The sequence below is a fragment of the Ponticaulis koreensis DSM 19734 genome, from assembly GCF_000420665.1.
GTDB lineage: Bacteria > Pseudomonadota > Alphaproteobacteria > Caulobacterales > Hyphomonadaceae > Ponticaulis > Ponticaulis koreensis.
The window spans coordinates 362,811-379,218 of sequence record NZ_ATVJ01000002.1 but is presented as its reverse complement, the minus strand read 5'-3'; the positions used below and the strand labels follow the sequence as shown (position 1 = coordinate 379,218).

Sequence of the window (16,408 nt, the reverse complement as noted above, 5' to 3'; positions counted from 1 at the left end):
AAGGCCCGGCGAACCGGGCCTTTTCTAATCAAATCAGCCTTCGCTGCCGCTTAATGCATAGACATATACAGCAAGGGCTTTGACGGTTGTTTCGTCGAGGCGTTCACCCCACGCAGGCATTGCGCTGTTGCGTGGATTGTAGATGGTCGCCTGAACAGTAGCCATGTCACTGCCATAGAGCCAGTCACGGTCTGTAAGGTCAGGTGCGCCCTGGAGTTGATCTCCAGTGCCAGCTTCACCGTGACATGCGACACAGTTCCACTCGTACACTTCCTGACCCGCGATAGAGGCGTCAGATGGCTCTTCGAGACCGGAGAGTGTGCGAACATAGTGCGCAACATTCGTGATCTCTTCAGCGCTGAGAACCTGATCGCGACCGAATGCAGGCATCATGGAGAAACGGCTCTCCATATTCTCCTGACGGACGCCATAGGTGATTGTGTGCTGGATTTCGTCCAGACCACCGCCCCAAAGCCACACATCGTCAGCAAGGGTAGGGTAACCCGGTGCACCGCGTCCACCTGCGCCATGGCAAGTCGCACAGTTGTCACCAAAAGCACTTTCACCAGCCGCCATTGCGAACTGACGAAGGTCCTGATCGGCAAGGATGTCCTCAACAGACGCTTCGATCAGAGCCGCTCCGTTTTCAGCGCGTGCAGAACGCAGAGCGTCGATGCTTTCAGCGACCAGAGCACGGTCAGAGTGGTTACGAATACCCGGAGTGTTCGTTCCCATTCCAGGCAGTGCCGGCCATGCTGGCATGAAGATCCAATAGACCACGGCCCATACGATCGTGATGTAGAAGATGTAGAGCCACCAGCGTGGAAGCGGGTTATTGAGCTCTCTGATGCCGTCCCATTCGTGACCAGTGGTTTCTACACCGGTTGCAGCATCAACGTCTTTATCATGTTCACTCATTGATAGGCTCCTCGTCGATCAGAGGGAGGTTAGCTGCCCGTTCGAATTCGGACTTTTTGGACGGCCAGAGGGCGTAAGTGCAGGCCCCGAGGAACAACACTACGAAGTAGAGCAGTCCCCAGGTCTGTGCGAAACTGGAAAGCGTTTCATAGTTCATGATGCTATCTCCGGTTCTGCAGGCTGTCGGCTTCGTAAGTTTCGAAGTCGACCAGTGTGCCGAGCATCTGGAGATAGGCGATCATCGCGTCCATCTCGGTGATGTTTTCGGCGTCGCCGTCAAATGCACGTACAGTGACCGTACCTTCCCGACCTGATGCCTCGGTGTAACGATCCACCAGAGCACCGTCATAGTCGCCGGAGTTCGGATAAAAGTCCGGATTGGCCTGAGCCAGAAGGTCGTACTCTGCGTTCTCGATCATAGCGTCGGTGTAAGGCACACCTACGAGGCGCATTGCCTGCATGGTTTGCTGTACCTGGCTGAAGTCGAGTGGGCGATCTACCATGAACGTGTATGGCGGCATGATGGATTCCGGAACGACAGAGCGTGGGTCACGCATGTGGTCCATGTGCCATTCATCGGAGTATTTGCCGCCAACGCGCGCAAGGTCAGGACCTGTACGTTTGGAGCCCCACTGGAACGGGTGGTCGTACATGCTCTCTGCAGCCAGAGAATAGTGACCATAGCGTTCCACTTCGTCACGCAGCGGGCGAACCATTTGTGAGTGGCAGACATAGCAGCCTTCACGCACATAGATTTCGCGTCCTGCGAGTTCGAGTGGCGTGTATGGACGCATACCGTTCACGCGCTCGATCGTGTTGCTCAGATAGAAGAGCGGAGCGATCTCGATGATACCGCCAATGGCGACGACAACGAGGATGCCGACTGTGAGGAGCATAGAGTGCTTCTCGAGCAGGGCGTGTTTATCAAACAATGCCATTAGTCTGTCTCCTTATTCAGCTGGCACGGCTTCGGCGCGAGCCGGAATGCCATCATTGGTTGGAGCGTGAACGTGATCTTCCTCACCTTTGCGGGTTTTGCCCTTGGCGGTCATGTAGATGTTGAACGACATGATCAGAGCACCGACCAGGTAGAGAAGGCCACCGAGCGAACGGATGATGTAGGAGATGTGCTTAGCTTCTACGGTCTCGACGAATGTGTATTCGAGGAAGCCGAATTCGTTGTACGCACGCCACATCAGGCCTTCCATGATACCGGATACCCACATGGAGCAGATGTACAGAACGATACCGATGGTAGCCGTCCAGAAGTGCCATTCCACCATGTTTGCGGAATAGAGGCGGTCACGTTTCCACATCCACTGCGCAAGACAGTAAAGAGCACCGAAGGAGATGAAGCCAACCCAGCCGAGTGCACCAGAGTGTACGTGGCCGATTGTCCAGTCAGTGTAGTGAGACAGAGAGTTCACCGCGCGAACTGACATAAGCGGGCCTTCAAACGTGGACATGCCGTAGAATGCCAGAGAAACGACCATCATACGGATGACAGGGTCAGTGCGGAGTTTGTCCCACGCGCCAGACAGGGTCATCAGACCGTTGATCATACCACCCCAGCTCGGCATCCACAGCATGATTGAGAAGGTCATACCGAGTGTCTGCGCCCATTGTGGCAAAGCCGTATAGTGCAGGTGGTGTGGACCAGCCCAGATGTAGATGAAGATCAGAGCCCAGAAGTGAACGATAGAGAGACGGTACGAGAAAACCGGACGCTCTGCACGTTTCGGGATGTAGTAGTACATGATCGCGAGGAAGCCGGCTGTCAGGAAGAAGCCAACCGCGTTGTGACCATACCACCACTGTGTCAGCGCGTCTTGTACACCAGCCATCAAAGAGACTGACTGGGAAGAGAGCGGGCTGATCGGAACTGCGAGGTTGTTCACGATGTGAAGCATCGCAATCGTTACGATGAATGCGAGGTAGAACCAGTTCGCAACGTAGATGTGCGGCTCTTTACGCTTCCAGATCGTGCCGAGGAATACGAGCAGATAGGCAACCCATACGACAGTCAGCCAGAGGTCGACATACCATTCAGGTTCTGCGTACTCGCGGCCTGCAGTGACGCCCATGACGTAACCGGTAGCAGCAAGAACGATGAAAGCCTGATAACCCCAGAATACGAACCATGGCCACATGCCGCCAGCAATACGCGTACGGCAGGTGCGCTGAACAACGTGGAAAGACGTTGCCAGAAGCACGTTACCACCAAACGCAAAGATCACTGCAGATGTGTGCAGTGGGCGCAGGCGACCAAAGTTTAGGAAGCCGAACTCTTCAAAATAGAGAAGGCTTGGGAAGGTGAGCTGCATCGCAATGACGAAGCCGACCAGAATGCCGACAACACCCCAGAACATTGAGACACCAACGCCCCATTTGATCAGTGTGTCTTCATACTGCGTTTCGTCGAACAGCTTGCCGTCTTTGCGGTTCGCTGCCCAGAAGCAAATCCCCAGGATTGCGACGATGCACATAACAAGGCTGAGCCAGCCATGAATGTTGAATAGTGGGTCCGGCGACCAAGCCGCGACCATTAATGCAAGGAGTGTGAATACCCCCACGAAGAGGCCGACTGTCAGCACGCTGAAGTCGATCCCGTTTTTCTGCATGGTTGTTGTTGCCATTTTGCCCTCTGAGAATAACCCGAGTTTGAGTCTGGGATTGTCACGCTTTTCTCTTAAAGAAAATGCGACTATTTGGCCCCACACTTCTTATGGAAATTATGCTATTCAGAGTTCAGGAAACTAAATGGAGTCGCAGATGACTGAAATCCGAAGCCTTGTGGCAAACGACAAAATGCTTCTCGGTATCAGCATAACTACAGCAATCACGGGACTGTTAATGCGGTCCTGTCATGACACAGGTGCCGGTTTTATCTTACCAATGTGCACATCGGGCGGCGGTGAACTGGCTTTCAATGCAGCATCTTCTGGCCATTGCTCGGGCTGCTATGTCGCAGCCACAGGGCTTATCGGGGCGTTCGCTGTGACGGTTCGCCGCGCGTTTCTCAGCCGTTAAGCGCTGACTTTCAAATATTTTTCGAATCCTGAGGGTGTCTGTGAAAGCAGGCACCCTTTTTCTGTCGAGAAAATTGTTGGTTTTGATTAACTTTTGAACAGCAACTGACCGAATTTACGATGGCAGCGTGCATTTCTGTACGCAACGCAGCCCGAAATCGCTCAAAACCTTGCTGCACTGCGGCATCACCCTGAATATGACCAAATGAAGGCATGAATGGGTGGTGATCATGACAGACGTTGTTGTTAAGTTTGATCTGAAGGACGCAGCTACTGAGACGAAGCTTTTTCAGGCAGTGAATCAGTTCGCCGCTGAACGCGAATGTATGGGCACGGGCGCATCGGGGACGGATGAGGCACCAGTGATTATGGTGAAAACAACTTCCTACGGGGAAGGTTTCAAAAAGTCGGTCATTTTCCAGAGACGCCGGGATGCCGAGCATTTCATGTCCTACTGGCGCAGGTTCGCGAAAGTGGCCTAAGTAGCCATCGTTCCCAGGTAAGAAAAAAGCCCCGCGCTCTGCACGGGGCTTTATTTTTGTCTGAATTCAGCGGGGTGGTGCCTTGGCTATTCTTCCGTTTTGATCAGAAGGAACGTGATCAGGTCCGTACGGTCGTTCGGACGACGCATGCCTGCATAGGACATGCGGTTACCTGGTAAGAATGCACGTGGGTTTTCCAGCCAGTGATCGAGTTGTTCCGGAGTCCACTGGAAGTCTGCTTCCAGAACGGCGTCCGAGTAATTGAAGCCTTCAAGCTCACCGACACCACGTTGGAAAACGCCGTGGAGATTCGGGCCAACCCGGTTGCCAGCTTCCGGATCGAGCAGGTGACATGTCGCGCACTGGCGGAACAGGCTTTCGCCGCGCTCATAATCGCCCGTGTTATATGGCTCAGGAAGCGCCGCGACGGCTTCTGAGTAATCCGCCTCAACGATTTCCAGATCTTCAACCATGTCTTCGACGGTAGCTTCAGCTTCTTCCGCCGTCGGGATTTCGACTGCAGGAGCTTCCGTTTCTGGGGCAGGTGCCGGCGTTGCTGATTCGGTTGCTGCTGGTGTCGTTGTTTCAGCTGGAGCTGCCGGTTCCTCGGAACCACCACCGCATGCAGCGAGTGTGAGCGCCAGTGCCGTCGTCGTCAGAAATAGTCGCATGTCATCCTCCGGAATTGTCACAGTGAGATTGCATATAGTTCGACGCTGACGGATTTCAGGTGCGTCGTAACGCAGCTGCCATTTCTGACAGCTGCGATTTTGAAACGCCGCCTAGAGCGGGATGTTGTCGTGCTTTTTCGCCGGGTTAGTGACGTTTTTCGTCTTCAGCTGGCGGAGTGCTTTAGCCACGCGGCGACGTGTCGAATGCGGCATGATGATGTCATCAATATAACCTTTACGCGCAGCAACGAACGGATTTGCGAAGTTGTCTTCGTATTCCTTAGTCTTCTGGGCGATCTTTTCATCATTGCCGATGTCGGCGCGGAAGATAATCTCAACCGCACCCTTGGCGCCCATCACGGCAATCTCAGCTTTCGGCCACGCATAGTTCACGTCGCCGCGAAGGTGCTTGGAGCTCATAACATCATACGCGCCGCCATAAGCCTTACGCGTGATGACTGTAACTTTCGGAACGGTTGCTTCTGCATAAGCAAACAGAAGTTTCGCGCCGTGCTTAATCAGGCCGCCATACTCCTGCTTGGTACCTGGCATAAAGCCTGGAACGTCGACATAAGTTACGATCGGAATGTTGAAGCAGTCGCAGAAACGCACAAAACGCGCAGCCTTACGGGATGCATCAATGTCGAGTACGCCAGCGAGGCTGAGCGGCTGGTTTGCGACAAAGCCAACCGTCTGTCCTTCAATGCGGCCAAAGCCGGTCAGAATGTTTGTGCCGAAGTCTTTGCCGATCTCGAAGAAGTCGCCTTCGTCAGCTGTCTTCTCGATCAGCTCGCGCATGTCATACGGCTTGTTCGGATTGTCCGGAACCAGCGTGTCGAGGGAGTCTTCGAGACGGTCGATATTATCGAAGCTCGGACGAACCGGCGCTTTCTCGCGGTTTGAAAGAGGGAGGAAATCCACAAGACGACGGATCTGCGTCAACGCTTCAATGTCGTTATCGAATGCGCCATCGACAACACCAGACTTTCCAGCGTGCACGCGCGCACCGCCCAGTTCTTCGTGGGATACGTTCTCGTTGGTGACAGTTTTAACAACGTCCGGACCGGTCACGTACATGTAAGACGTGTCCTTCACCATGAAGATGAAATCGGTCATCGCCGGAGAATACACGTCGCCGCCAGCACAAGGGCCCATGATCACTGAGATTTGAGGAATCACGCCTGAAGACAGGACGTTCTCCATGAAAATATCAGCGTAACCGGCCAGCGAATCAACGCCTTCCTGAATGCGCGCGCCTCCGGCATCAAACAGACCGATAACGGGCGCGCCATTCTTCATAGCGGCCTTCTGAACTTTTACGATCTTGGAAGCGTGTGCCTTGGATAGAGATCCGCCGAATACAGTGAAATCTTTAGAGAAGACATAGACCATGCGGCCGTTGATCGTGCCCCAACCGGTGACAACACCATCACCCGGAGTTTTCTGATCAGACATGCCGAAATCATTGCAGGTATGCTCGACAAACATGTCCCACTCTTCGAATGAACCTTCGTCGAGAAGGAGCTCGATGCGCTCACGTGCAGTCAGTTTGCCTTTCTCGTGCTGACGATCAATTCGCTTCTGACCGCCGCCAAGTCGTGCCTGTTCTCTCTTCGCTTCTAACGCTTCGAGGATATCTTTCATATCGAGCCCCTGAACATTTATTTTCAGGCTTTGATATATACCTCGCCATGAATGGCAAGGATGTATCGTGAATACTGCGACCTTTAGATATACTCTTGTGACTAAATGGCAGCGACCTGAACACTGCCGGTCGGGAAGTGTTCAGGCCCTGCCAATACGTTGAAAAGCGCTGATTAGTAGCGGGATGTATAGCGACGACCATGATCGTTATGGTGCCCGCGACCACGGCGCGGGTTCATATCGAGATCGACGACACGGCCGCGACGGATGGTGCATTCAACAGGCACAATGTTAGAGCCGCGGCGTGTGGAAACGCGAACGGCGCCCTCAACTTCGTAACCCGCCGGACCGAACTGACGGACATAAGGTCGACCGACAAATTCTGTGTGAGCGCGACCGCGACGTGTAGACCAGTCGGCGCGGTCATCTGCAGCGCGTTCGCACTGATTAACGACCCGACGTCGCTCGCGACGTGTCAACTCGAAACGGTCGCCGCGACCGCGTCGCCAGTCGCGGTTATCGCGATGGTTCGGTTCATAGCCACGATGCGTTTGTTCGTGACGTGGTTCAAATCGGTCTCGGTTTCGCTCACCGCGCTCTTGCGCATGAGCTGCAGGGATGAGGAGGGTTGCCGCAGCCAACGCAACAGAAACCACTCCGGTTTTCATGATAGGCTTCATCATGAGTTCAATCTGGCAGACCCGATTTGAGCCATGACTGAACGTCCGGTTCATTTACCAGTCATAAGTCAGTTTCGGGGGATCGGACGCAATTTTTGCAATTCTCGTCCAATCGGTCACTTGCAATTTGCGGAAATTCATCATAGCAACGCGCTCTGGCCTTAGGGGTATAGCTCAGTTGGTAGAGCATCGGTCTCCAAAACCGAGGGTCGGGAGTTCGAGTCTCTCTGCCCCTGCCAGTCGTACGGCGCTGAAATGAAACGATTATTTCGTTTTATCTCAGCGCCGTTTTTATTTTATTTTCCATCGCTAAACCGATGCTTCGATGGAATTTTTCATCAGATTTTGGCTTGCTCACGACAGCTTATGTTGTGCCTTGTTGCTGAAAGTAACTGGAAGTAAGAGCACTTTTGAGAAAAAAGGCGTCTCGATTAACAAGACGCCTTTCTTAGTTTTATGCTCGTCTAGGCCATGAGTTTACATAGAATGGACTATTGACCCATGCGACGTGGGAGGAGGCATCTCGGCCTGCAAAATAGACCTTTCCCATCTCAGCTATCATTAGATTATCTGACCGATCGATCTTTGGTGAAAGACGATACTGTAGTGTACTCAATGACAGATTTGTCTTTACGATCCAAACCGAGCCTTGAATACGTTTCGCGCGAAGTTCGTTCAATGCGCTGACAATAGGCTGATAAAACTGCCCAGGACGATTTAGGTCATATGATACGATGTAGTGTTTCACAGCAGTGTCCCGCCATGATGTCCACTTTCAGAACCAACATGCGATTTGCGGTTCAAAATCTCGCTGATGCGTCCTTGGTTGCAATCAAAGTGTGCAGCGATGCGGCTCTGAAGCCATCCTTGCCGTTTCAGTTTCCATACCTCAGTTGCATCTTCAAAACTAAGGCGAGAGCTGGGAGCGCCGGGGGCGCGGCGCGAACTATCAAAAGCCATATAAGGCTCCTGTGGTAGCCGCAAGCGAGCTTGACAATCTGCCCCATGATGATGTCAACATGCGACAGCAAGCGATTGCTAAGCCCGCCTTTGGCAGGTTGTAGAAACGCCCCGTGTGCTGTCCGCGACCAAACTTTCAGCACGCGGGGATGCTTGCGATCCCCGCTGGAACTCTATCAATATGTTTTCATGGCTAAGTGTTGGTCAACACTCCGAGCATGGTCGAAGAAGTGCTTTGGGATACGAATCTAGCTATTATTAACATCTACTTGATGGCTCAACCTAGGTAGCTCAAAGATTATCTTCTTAAAAACAGAAGGTTATCGTGTGCGGATGGCCGGTGTTCTGTTGATTTGAAATCAGAATTCCAATCTGCTTTTCTGTTAGAAACTTCGTTCATTTTTTGTTCGATACCCAAAAGGTAAAGTCTTTCGGTCTTTCTTCGACGAAATGACCAAATTGATTCGTATTGTTAAGCGATAAATGTGTGGTTTGGCCACGAACGTTGACTCGATCAACCAACACCATTTTCTGAGTGATTTTCTTCAGAAAAAAATTCGGTTCCGGCGCATCGAGCACCTTTGATTTTTTCGCCAAGGTTCGACTGTTTCCGTCTTCAAGTGAAGCGCATATATAGCAACTTTACGCGGACAATGATGAGTGTAATTGGGTCCTAGAATTGCATTGTTGCAGCGGCAAAATTTTTCCATCAACGTTGTTAGTAACTACTCATTTCGCAGCATTTTTTTCTTTTTGCCTGATGAAATTAATTGGCTCTAGAAGATTGAAAATTAATAGTAAAAATGGTTCAGGATTGTCAGCCTCCAAAACCGAGGGTCGGGAGTTCGAGTCTCTCTGCCCCTGCCAGTTTCCAAACAATCTTACATCTGAATGACGATCGGAAAGCTGTGTGTCTGGTCGCGAATTGAAACATTCGCGAATGCTTTGTGTTTGGAAGTCTCCGTGAATCCCCGCTAGAGGGCAGTTCAGCATTCTGTTCCGGAGTAATTCTCATGCATTTCATCGACCTTCATGCACAGCGCGCACGAATCGAATCAGAAGTCGACGCAGCGATCCAAAAAGTGCTGCAGCACGGCATGTTTGTCATGGGGCCTGAAGTTCGCGCATTCGAGGCGCAGCTGGCTGAATTCTCCAACACGAAGATTGCTCTGGGCTGCGCAAACGGCACTGAAGCCCTTGCTTTGCCTTTAATGGCCTGGGGACTGAAGCCGGGTGACGCTGTTTTCTGCCCGTCCTTCACATTCTGTGCGACGGCTGAAATTGTGCCGTGGCTCGGTGCGGAACCGGTTTTCGTCGATGTGAAGCGCGAGACGTACAACATGGATCCTGACCATCTGGTTGCGTGTATCGACGCGGTTATCGCTGAAGGTCGACTGACACCGAAAGTCATTATTGCTGTCGACTTGTTCGGACAGTCAGCCGACTATCCAAAAATGCGCGAGATTGCTGACAAGTATGGCATGAAGCTCATCGCCGACAGCGCACAGGGTTATGGTACGACACTCAACGGCAAACATCCGGGCGAATGGGCTGATGTTGTGACGACGAGCTTTTTCCCGGCAAAGCCGCTTGGCTGCTATGGCGACGGCGGTGCGGTTCTCACGAATGACGAACAGCTTGCAGAGCTTATGGATAGTGTGCGTGTGCACGGCAAGGTGACAGCGAGCGATCTGAAAGGTGTCGAATTCGAACACGATCCGAAATACTTTAACATGCGGATCGGCATGAATTCACGTCTCGATACAATTCAGGCGGCGATCCTGATCGAAAAGCTGAATATCTTCGCTGACGAGATCGAGCTGCGGAACAAGGTCGCTGACCGCTATGCTGAGGGCCTGAAAGATCACGTTCTGGCTGTTCCGCAAGTGATGGACGGTGTTGTGTCCACATGGGCGCAATATGTGATCGAACATGAAAACCGCGACGGTTTGCAGGCGCACCTTCGTGCAAACGATGTTCCGACTGCCGTTTATTATCCTGTTCCGATGCACGTGAACGGCGCTTATGAGAAGTACAAGGCCGGAGCGGGCAATCTAACAGTTACCGACACGATCCGTGACACGGTGCTGGCGCTGCCAATGCACCCATATCTCAGCGAAGACGATCAGGACAAAGTGATCGAAGCGATCCGTTCGTTTAACGGCTAGATCCGGTCGTCCAGCGTTTTCTCTGAACCAAGATGGCGGTGTTCGAAATCAGGCTCGATTTCGGACACCCATGCTTTCATGTCATCCGTTGAGAGCTGTGAAAGTGCGGCCGTATCGAGTTTCAGCTCTCGCAATTTCTCTGAAAGCGCGCTCACGCTGCCTGCGAAGTTGAAGGGTGCGTAGTTTACAGCCTTGAGGGCCGCGAACGCGCTATCGGAGACGGTTTCCTTCTCGCCAGCAAACTCTTCATACGGCTTTTCACCTGCCGTATCAGATGGTGTCAGAATAAGTGGCCACTTTCCTGCAGCTTTAAGCTCCGCAAAGTCTGAAAATGCTTCGGCCTGCTTTTCGAGGGTATAGGCAATTGCTTCGTATCCGTTGGCCTCAAGAAAGCTGATCGCAGCCGTTTCCATGCTGACAAGGTGCTCTTCTGGTGAGAGGTCGGGAATGTAGATTTTTCCAGTCTCGCCCAAAATGCCGGTCAGCAGGCACATTTGCCCTGCCTCTTCGAGCGTGAAGAAGAAGCGCTCAATACCAAGCGGGGCTGCGAGAGGGGTATCGCTGTCCAGCCGGTCGCAAAAGCTTTCGAGCAGCGATCCCTGGGAGTAAGCGACATTGGCAAACCGGGCCGAGCTCACATTGGCCGCCTCGGTGAACATCACATGTTCCATGAGCCGTTTTGTGGCACCCATGAAGGATACAGGATTAGCCGCCTTGTCCGTCGAGACGCTGAAATAGCGGAACGGCTTGCTCGTCTCGGAAAGTGCTGACAGCAGGTCGGACTGTTTCATTATGTTGGTGTCCATCATGGCGAAGATGGACCAGGGCCGTTTTTCGGAGCGCACATGCTTCAGCGCGGCGAAGTTCAGTATATAGTCATATGGCTCTGATGCTTGCAGCATCGCGAAGAACGCTGTCGAGCCATAATCCATGGGAAGCGAGTCGATTTGCGCCGCGACGGGCGCCAATGCATTGCCGCGAAGACGTCTTACCAGTCGTGCTAACCCGTTTTCATCCTGATCGATAATCGTCAGGCGCGATAGCGGGAATTGCGCGAGCAAAAGAGTGGTTTCGCTGCCGATTGAGCCAGCGCCACCAATCACCAGACAGGATTTACCCGCTAACACCTCCGTCAAACGATTGGCGTTCGCTGCCATGTCCTTCGCTAAAAGCGATTCTGACCGGCGAGTGAGCATTTCTGTGGGACGCTTCAGCAAATCACAGCCTTCCATAAACAGTGTCGGGGCTCTTATGGCATATATTTTAAATCAGGATTGAAAAAGTCACCCGCCGTAAGCTTGCAATTGACTTGTGCAGGCGTCAGAAGCGGAACTGACTTTCAGTGTAGCGTAGAGAACCAGAATGTCAGACAGCGCCGAGACAATGTCCTACCATATCCCCGGTGAGGATATTGATATCTCCGACCTGATCGCGCAAACGCGCACGGTCACGCTGCCAGAGGTGCGCAGGCCCGAGCTGGTTATGATTATGGCGGGTGGCCTCGGTCAACGCATGATGCCGCTCACAAAAGAAGTCCCGAAACCGATGCTCCCAATCGTCGGCGCGCCAATGCTCGAGCACATTATCGCGCAGATGATCGGGCAGGGGTTCTGCCGATTCGTATTCTCGATTCGTCACTTCTCGGATCAGATTGTCGATCACTTTGGCAATGGCGAGCGCTGGGGCGTAGACATATCCTATATTGAGGAGCCACACCGGCTCGGCACGGGAGGAAGTCTGGCATATCTCGATGAACGCCCGGACATGCCATTCATCGTCGCAAACGCCGACCTTCTGACCGATCTGGACTATCGCAAAGTGCTGGCCTTTCATGATGCCTCGTCCGCGGTGACAATGTGTACCCGACAGGCTGAGTTTCAGGTGCCGTATGGTGTCGTTGAAACCATGTCGGACCGTGTGTTGAGCGTGACGGAAAAGCCGACCCAATCTGTGAGCATTAGTGCTGGCATGTATGCGGTTTCACCAGAGCTGATCGATCTGATCGATAAGGGCGAGCGGATCGATATGCCGGACCTTATCCAGCGCGCGATCGAAGTTGGGAGAACGGTCCGATCAATGCCGATTTCTGATCGCTGGGTCGATGTCGGTCGTCGCGACATGTTTCAGCGTGTTCTTGAAAATCTTGGTGATACAGGAGCTTGAGCGTGAAAGTTATTCTGGCACGTCATGGGAATACATTTGGTCCCGGCGATACGCCTGTATGGGTTGGCGCGCGGGAAGATTATCCGCTCGTTGAAAAAGGTAGAGAGCAATCGACAGCCATCGGGGCATACCTCAACCGTCAGTCTATTATGCCTGATCGTATTATCTCGGGTCCGCTGGTACGTACGCGTGAAGGCGCTGATCTGATCGCCGCGGAAATCGGGTTTTCTGGTGTGATCGAGATCGATGAGCGCCTTAAGGAAATCGACTATGGCAGTTGGGGCGGCAAAAGCGACGCAGAAATCGAGGCGCTATATGGCGCGGATGTTATCGAAGACTGGCGCGAGCGCACCATTATTCCTGATGGAGCAGACTGGTCACCGGACCTCGCAACTCTCAGGCAAAACGCCGTCTCCGTGATGCAGGAAATCACCGAGGTACCAGCAGAGACGGTGCTGCTGATCACGTCGAATGGTACGCTGCGATACTTCCACGAAGCCATTTACGACGGGCAGGTCGATGCGCCCTCAGCCAAGGTAAAAACAGGACATATCTGTTGCGCGGATTATGTGAAGGGTAGCTATATGCCCCGCTTCTGGAATATGAAGCCAGACGATATTTAAAGCCCGAACCGGATTTGAAAGAATAAAATGCCTGACACTGCTGCAAAGACCCTGAGCGCGCTGAAGCGGACGATCGAGACCGAGCGTGAAGGCATGCTCCAGCTCCAGAGCGCACTCGATCAGGCCGCTGTTGATGTTGTGGACCTGATTGGCTCTGTCGAGGGGCGTCTGGCATGCGTTGGTGTCGGCAAATCAGGCCATGTTGCGCGGAAGATCGCCGCTACGCTCGCCTCGACGGGTACACCGGCCTATTTCGTCCATCCGGCAGAAGCGAGCCATGGCGATCTCGGCATGATCTCACAACAGGATGCTGTGCTTGCACTTTCAAAGTCCGGTGAAACCAAAGAACTGAGCGACATTATCGCCTACTGTCGTCGTTTCTCTGTACCGCTGATAGGCATGACGACAGACGCGACATCGACGCTCGCAAAGAATTCCGACCATCTTCTTCTGGTCCCGAACGCAGCTGAAGCCTGCGGTGAGACGCGCGCGCCGACAACGTCTACAACACTGATGATGGCTTATGGCGATGCACTGGCCGTTGCGCTGATCGAGCGTCGCGGCTTCACCGCAATGGATTTCAAACGCTACCATCCAGGCGGTGCGCTTGGCGCTGCGTTGACCAGCGCAGCTGATCTTATGGCCTCAGCTGAGGATATTCCGCTCGTCGCTGAAGGTACGAGTATGGAAGCAGCGGTCGCCGAAATGAGCGCGAAAGGCTTTGGCTGTGTTGGCGTGAAATCGGCTGATGGAACGCTTGCGGGTATCATCACGGATGGCGATTTGCGCCGAAACCTCGCTGTAGACCTGCCAAACCGCAAGGTTGATGAGATTATGACGCGTGGCCCGATTACGGTGAAAGAAACGTCTCTCGCGGCGGATGTTCTGCGCACGCTGACTGCGGGCGAACGTAAGCTGACGCAGGTTTTTGTATGCAATGAAGCGAGTGAACCAACCGGTCTCATTCACATGCATATGCTGTTGAAGGCTGGCCTGTCCTGAGCGCCTACTGAAACTCCACGCGCTCCTGCGAGAAGAAGAACAGCGACTCGGTATTCTTATCGAGTTTGCTGGCGTCCACGGAAAGCAGTGTACGCATGGCGACCTTGCGCTCTTCCAGCCCCTGCAGGAAGTCGCGCTCAATCAGATCCTGCGTCCCTGACGCCTCCACCTGATTTTTGATTTCTGCGAAAATCTCGACAGAGCCCGCAAGGAAGATAGCCTCATAGGCGATCTTGGACGCGATCTTATGGTCGATGGTCTGATAGGCGAGCTGCCCGAACATGGTGAGCTTGTGCTTGCAGATATAGTCGACCTCTTCGCGGTATTCCGGGTGCCGCAGATAATAGAGCTTGAACGACATCATCTCACGGTCGATCAGCTCCAGAATGTCATCTGGAAGTCCGTCATGGACGATAATGATGTCGATGTCCGATCCGTTCACCATTTCGCCGATTGCGGAGACTTCGCGTGGCTCCCGGTGCGCTAGGAAATAGGCAATATCTCCGGCGATAAAGGCGCACATTTCGTGGTGCAGCTCTTTTGGAATTTTGCGCATAATCTGGCGCAGAATTGATCGCGCCAAACGCATTTTCTGCATGCTGACCTGGCGGTGAAGATTGGACAATGTGACTTGTCGGTCGATCACTTGTTCTCGTTGGTCGTTGGTGGAGAACAGCGTGAAAGAGAGGAAGTCCCGAAGGATAGACGGGCTAAGGCGGATGAAATCCTCACGCGTGATGTCATAGCGCAGATAATAGCGGGAGAAGTGAGAAATCAGGATGTCCGGACTAGTGAAACAGGCCTGCCAGAGTTCCAGATAATTTCGGTCCGGCAGGTGTTCGGCAAGCTCTTTGCCCAAGGTCGGACCAACCCGTCGGATGACGTCGACAACTTCCTGTCTGATCGTTTCAATGTCGCTCATAGCCTAAACCCCGCGCTGTGTCTGGACTTCTCTAGCACACGACTTGTCATCGCAGGGTAAATCATGGCGAATGGGTTCGGACTTTCGAGTGACAGGTAGCTTATTGTGTCGGACACGCCCTTCTTTTCGGTTCTGATCATCAATTACAATGGTGGGGCCTATCTTCAGAAGGCGATCGACTCGCTCGCGGCGCAGACCTTCCAGAACTTTGAAACCATCATTATCGATAATGATTCGACCGACGGTTCGATGAACGGGCTTGATGTATCAGCATTACGCCATTGCGATATCGATCTTCTCGGTCGCAATAGCGGCTTCGCAGAAGGCAATAACATCGCGGCCAAGAAGGCGCGGGGCGAATGGTTGGCGCTTTTGAATGCGGATGCCGAAGCGGCACCTGACTGGCTCGAAACGCTCGCAAACTCGATAGCGACGAATCCGGATTGTCGCATGTTTGCATCCACACAGCTCAGCATGGATGACAACGACATCCTTGATGGCATTGGTGACGGTTACACGATCTGGGGCTTTGCATGGCGCGGCGGATATCATCGCCCTGCGAGCGAGATACCCGAAGCGGGTGAGACCTTCGCTCCTTGCGGCGCGAGTGCTGTCTATCATCGCGAAACGTTTCTCGCCCATGGCGGCTTCGAAGAACGTTATTTCTGTTTCATGGAAGATGTCGATCTTGGATTTCGCATGCGGCTGGCTGGCGAGTACTGCCTGTTTGAGCCTGACGCGATTGTTCAACACAAGGGCGGAGGCCTGTCTGGCGAGGCCAGTGAGTTTTCAGTCTATCATGGCGCGAGAAACAGGGTGTGGACCTATATCGGAAACATGCCCGCTGTTTTGTTGTGGCTGACACTTCCGGGGCATCTGGGGCTCACGGCTTATCTGCTTATCCGATATATCGGGACACCTTATTCGGGACATGTCTGGAAAGGTACCAAAGATGGCTGGCATGAAGCATTCACCTTCAGACGCAAGCGGAAAGCGTTGAGATCGGATAAACGAACGGTGCCCCTCAGCCGCCTCTCACGCATGTTTCACTGGAATATTTTTGCAATGTCTGAACATCGATCAGCAGTCCGCCAGACAAATGGGCGTTGATGTGTTCTGACTGCTTCGTGAACGCCTTCTTCTGGC

The 16,408-nt window shown here is 53.1% G+C and carries 17 protein-coding genes and 1 tRNA gene; 8 read left to right on the top strand and 10 right to left on the bottom strand.

Annotation, left to right across the window (positions count from 1 at the left end):
- Positions 1–33: 33 nt before the first annotated feature.
- The 4 genes from ccoP to ccoN are packed head-to-tail and all read right to left on the bottom strand — an operon-like array spanning position 34 to position 3,554.
- The gene (ccoP, locus tag G523_RS0113620; protein ID WP_022695617.1) at positions 34–918 is read right to left on the bottom strand and encodes a cytochrome-c oxidase, cbb3-type subunit III; all 885 of its coding nucleotides are present in this window, start codon (positions 916–918) and stop codon (positions 34–36) included.
- Positions 911–1,075, bottom strand: coding sequence for a cbb3-type cytochrome oxidase subunit 3 (locus tag G523_RS0113615; RefSeq protein ID WP_022695616.1), 165 nt, complete (start codon positions 1,073–1,075; stop codon positions 911–913). The genes ccoP and G523_RS0113615 overlap by 8 nt, the downstream gene beginning before the upstream one ends.
- 4 nt (positions 1,076–1,079) lie before the next feature.
- Complete coding sequence (gene ccoO / locus G523_RS0113610; protein WP_022695615.1) at positions 1,080–1,856, bottom strand: cytochrome-c oxidase, cbb3-type subunit II; 777 nt, start codon at positions 1,854–1,856, stop codon at positions 1,080–1,082.
- Between the two features lie 12 nt (positions 1,857–1,868).
- A complete protein-coding gene (ccoN, locus tag G523_RS19365) occupies positions 1,869–3,554 on the bottom strand; it encodes a cytochrome-c oxidase, cbb3-type subunit I (RefSeq protein WP_022695614.1) in 1,686 nt (561 codons plus the stop codon).
- A gap of 136 nt (positions 3,555–3,690) precedes the next feature.
- On the opposite strand from ccoN, the gene G523_RS0113600 reads away from it, so the two are divergent.
- Together G523_RS0113600 and G523_RS0113595 are read left to right on the top strand one after the other, a co-directional pair.
- A complete protein-coding gene (locus tag G523_RS0113600; RefSeq protein ID WP_155802754.1) occupies positions 3,691–3,948 on the top strand; it encodes a hypothetical protein in 258 nt (85 codons plus the stop codon).
- Positions 3,949–4,177: 229 nt separating this feature from the next.
- Positions 4,178–4,429: a hypothetical protein gene (locus G523_RS0113595; protein WP_022695612.1), complete on the top strand. Its 252-nt coding sequence runs from the start codon at positions 4,178–4,180 to the stop codon at positions 4,427–4,429.
- Positions 4,430–4,515: 86 nt separating this feature from the next.
- Here the strand turns inward: G523_RS0113595 and G523_RS0113590 are convergent, their stop codons facing one another.
- The 3 genes from G523_RS0113590 to G523_RS0113580 all read right to left on the bottom strand — a co-directional run bounded on the left by G523_RS0113590 (position 4,516) and on the right by G523_RS0113580 (position 7,427).
- The gene (locus G523_RS0113590) at positions 4,516–5,100 is read right to left on the bottom strand and encodes a cytochrome c (RefSeq protein ID WP_022695611.1); all 585 of its coding nucleotides are present in this window, start codon (positions 5,098–5,100) and stop codon (positions 4,516–4,518) included.
- A 111-nt stretch (positions 5,101–5,211) separates the two neighbouring features.
- Complete coding sequence (locus G523_RS0113585; protein ID WP_022695610.1) at positions 5,212–6,744, bottom strand: acyl-CoA carboxylase subunit beta; 1,533 nt, start codon at positions 6,742–6,744, stop codon at positions 5,212–5,214.
- Positions 6,745–6,917: 173 nt separating this feature from the next.
- Positions 6,918–7,427, bottom strand: coding sequence for a hypothetical protein (locus tag G523_RS0113580; RefSeq protein WP_155802751.1), 510 nt, complete (start codon positions 7,425–7,427; stop codon positions 6,918–6,920).
- 160 nt (positions 7,428–7,587) lie between these two features.
- On the opposite strand from G523_RS0113580, the gene G523_RS0113575 reads away from it, so the two are divergent.
- Positions 7,588–7,663: transfer RNA gene (locus tag G523_RS0113575), tRNA-Trp, on the top strand.
- Positions 7,664–8,168: 505 nt separating this feature from the next.
- Here G523_RS0113575 and G523_RS20960 read toward each other — a convergent pair.
- Positions 8,169–8,384 (bottom strand): hypothetical protein, encoded by a 216-nt coding sequence (locus G523_RS20960; RefSeq protein ID WP_155802748.1) that lies wholly within the window; start codon positions 8,382–8,384, stop codon positions 8,169–8,171.
- A 1,007-nt stretch (positions 8,385–9,391) separates the two neighbouring features.
- On the opposite strand from G523_RS20960, the gene G523_RS0113560 reads away from it, so the two are divergent.
- Positions 9,392–10,552, top strand: a complete 1,161-nt coding sequence (locus G523_RS0113560; protein ID WP_027441756.1) for a DegT/DnrJ/EryC1/StrS family aminotransferase — start codon at positions 9,392–9,394, stop codon at positions 10,550–10,552.
- Here the strand turns inward: G523_RS0113560 and G523_RS0113555 are convergent.
- The gene (locus G523_RS0113555) at positions 10,549–11,709 is read right to left on the bottom strand and encodes a polysaccharide biosynthesis protein (protein ID WP_162141054.1); all 1,161 of its coding nucleotides are present in this window, start codon (positions 11,707–11,709) and stop codon (positions 10,549–10,551) included. The genes G523_RS0113560 and G523_RS0113555 overlap by 4 nt on opposite strands.
- Positions 11,710–11,914: 205 nt before the next feature.
- Between G523_RS0113555 and G523_RS19360 the strand changes: the two genes are divergently transcribed.
- From G523_RS19360 to G523_RS0113540, 3 genes are read left to right on the top strand one after another with little or no spacing between them, the layout of a single operon-like run.
- Positions 11,915–12,715 carry a nucleotidyltransferase family protein gene (locus G523_RS19360; protein ID WP_022695604.1) on the top strand — a complete coding sequence of 267 codons (801 nt, stop codon included), beginning with the start codon at positions 11,915–11,917 and terminating at the stop codon, positions 12,713–12,715.
- A gap of 2 nt (positions 12,716–12,717) precedes the next feature.
- Entirely contained in the window at positions 12,718–13,338 is a 621-nt protein-coding gene (locus tag G523_RS0113545; protein ID WP_027441754.1) for a histidine phosphatase family protein, read from the top strand.
- A 27-nt stretch (positions 13,339–13,365) separates the two neighbouring features.
- The gene (locus G523_RS0113540) at positions 13,366–14,340 is read left to right on the top strand and encodes a KpsF/GutQ family sugar-phosphate isomerase (RefSeq protein WP_022695602.1); all 975 of its coding nucleotides are present in this window, start codon (positions 13,366–13,368) and stop codon (positions 14,338–14,340) included.
- A gap of 4 nt (positions 14,341–14,344) precedes the next feature.
- Here G523_RS0113540 and G523_RS0113535 read toward each other — a convergent pair whose 3' ends face one another.
- Positions 14,345–15,262 (bottom strand): RNA-binding protein, encoded by a 918-nt coding sequence (locus G523_RS0113535; protein ID WP_022695601.1) that lies wholly within the window; start codon positions 15,260–15,262, stop codon positions 14,345–14,347.
- Positions 15,263–15,367: 105 nt separating this feature from the next.
- On the opposite strand from G523_RS0113535, the gene G523_RS19355 reads away from it, so the two are divergent.
- The gene (locus G523_RS19355) at positions 15,368–16,372 is read left to right on the top strand and encodes a glycosyltransferase family 2 protein (RefSeq protein WP_022695600.1); all 1,005 of its coding nucleotides are present in this window, start codon (positions 15,368–15,370) and stop codon (positions 16,370–16,372) included.
- Positions 16,373–16,408 lie beyond the last annotated feature (36 nt).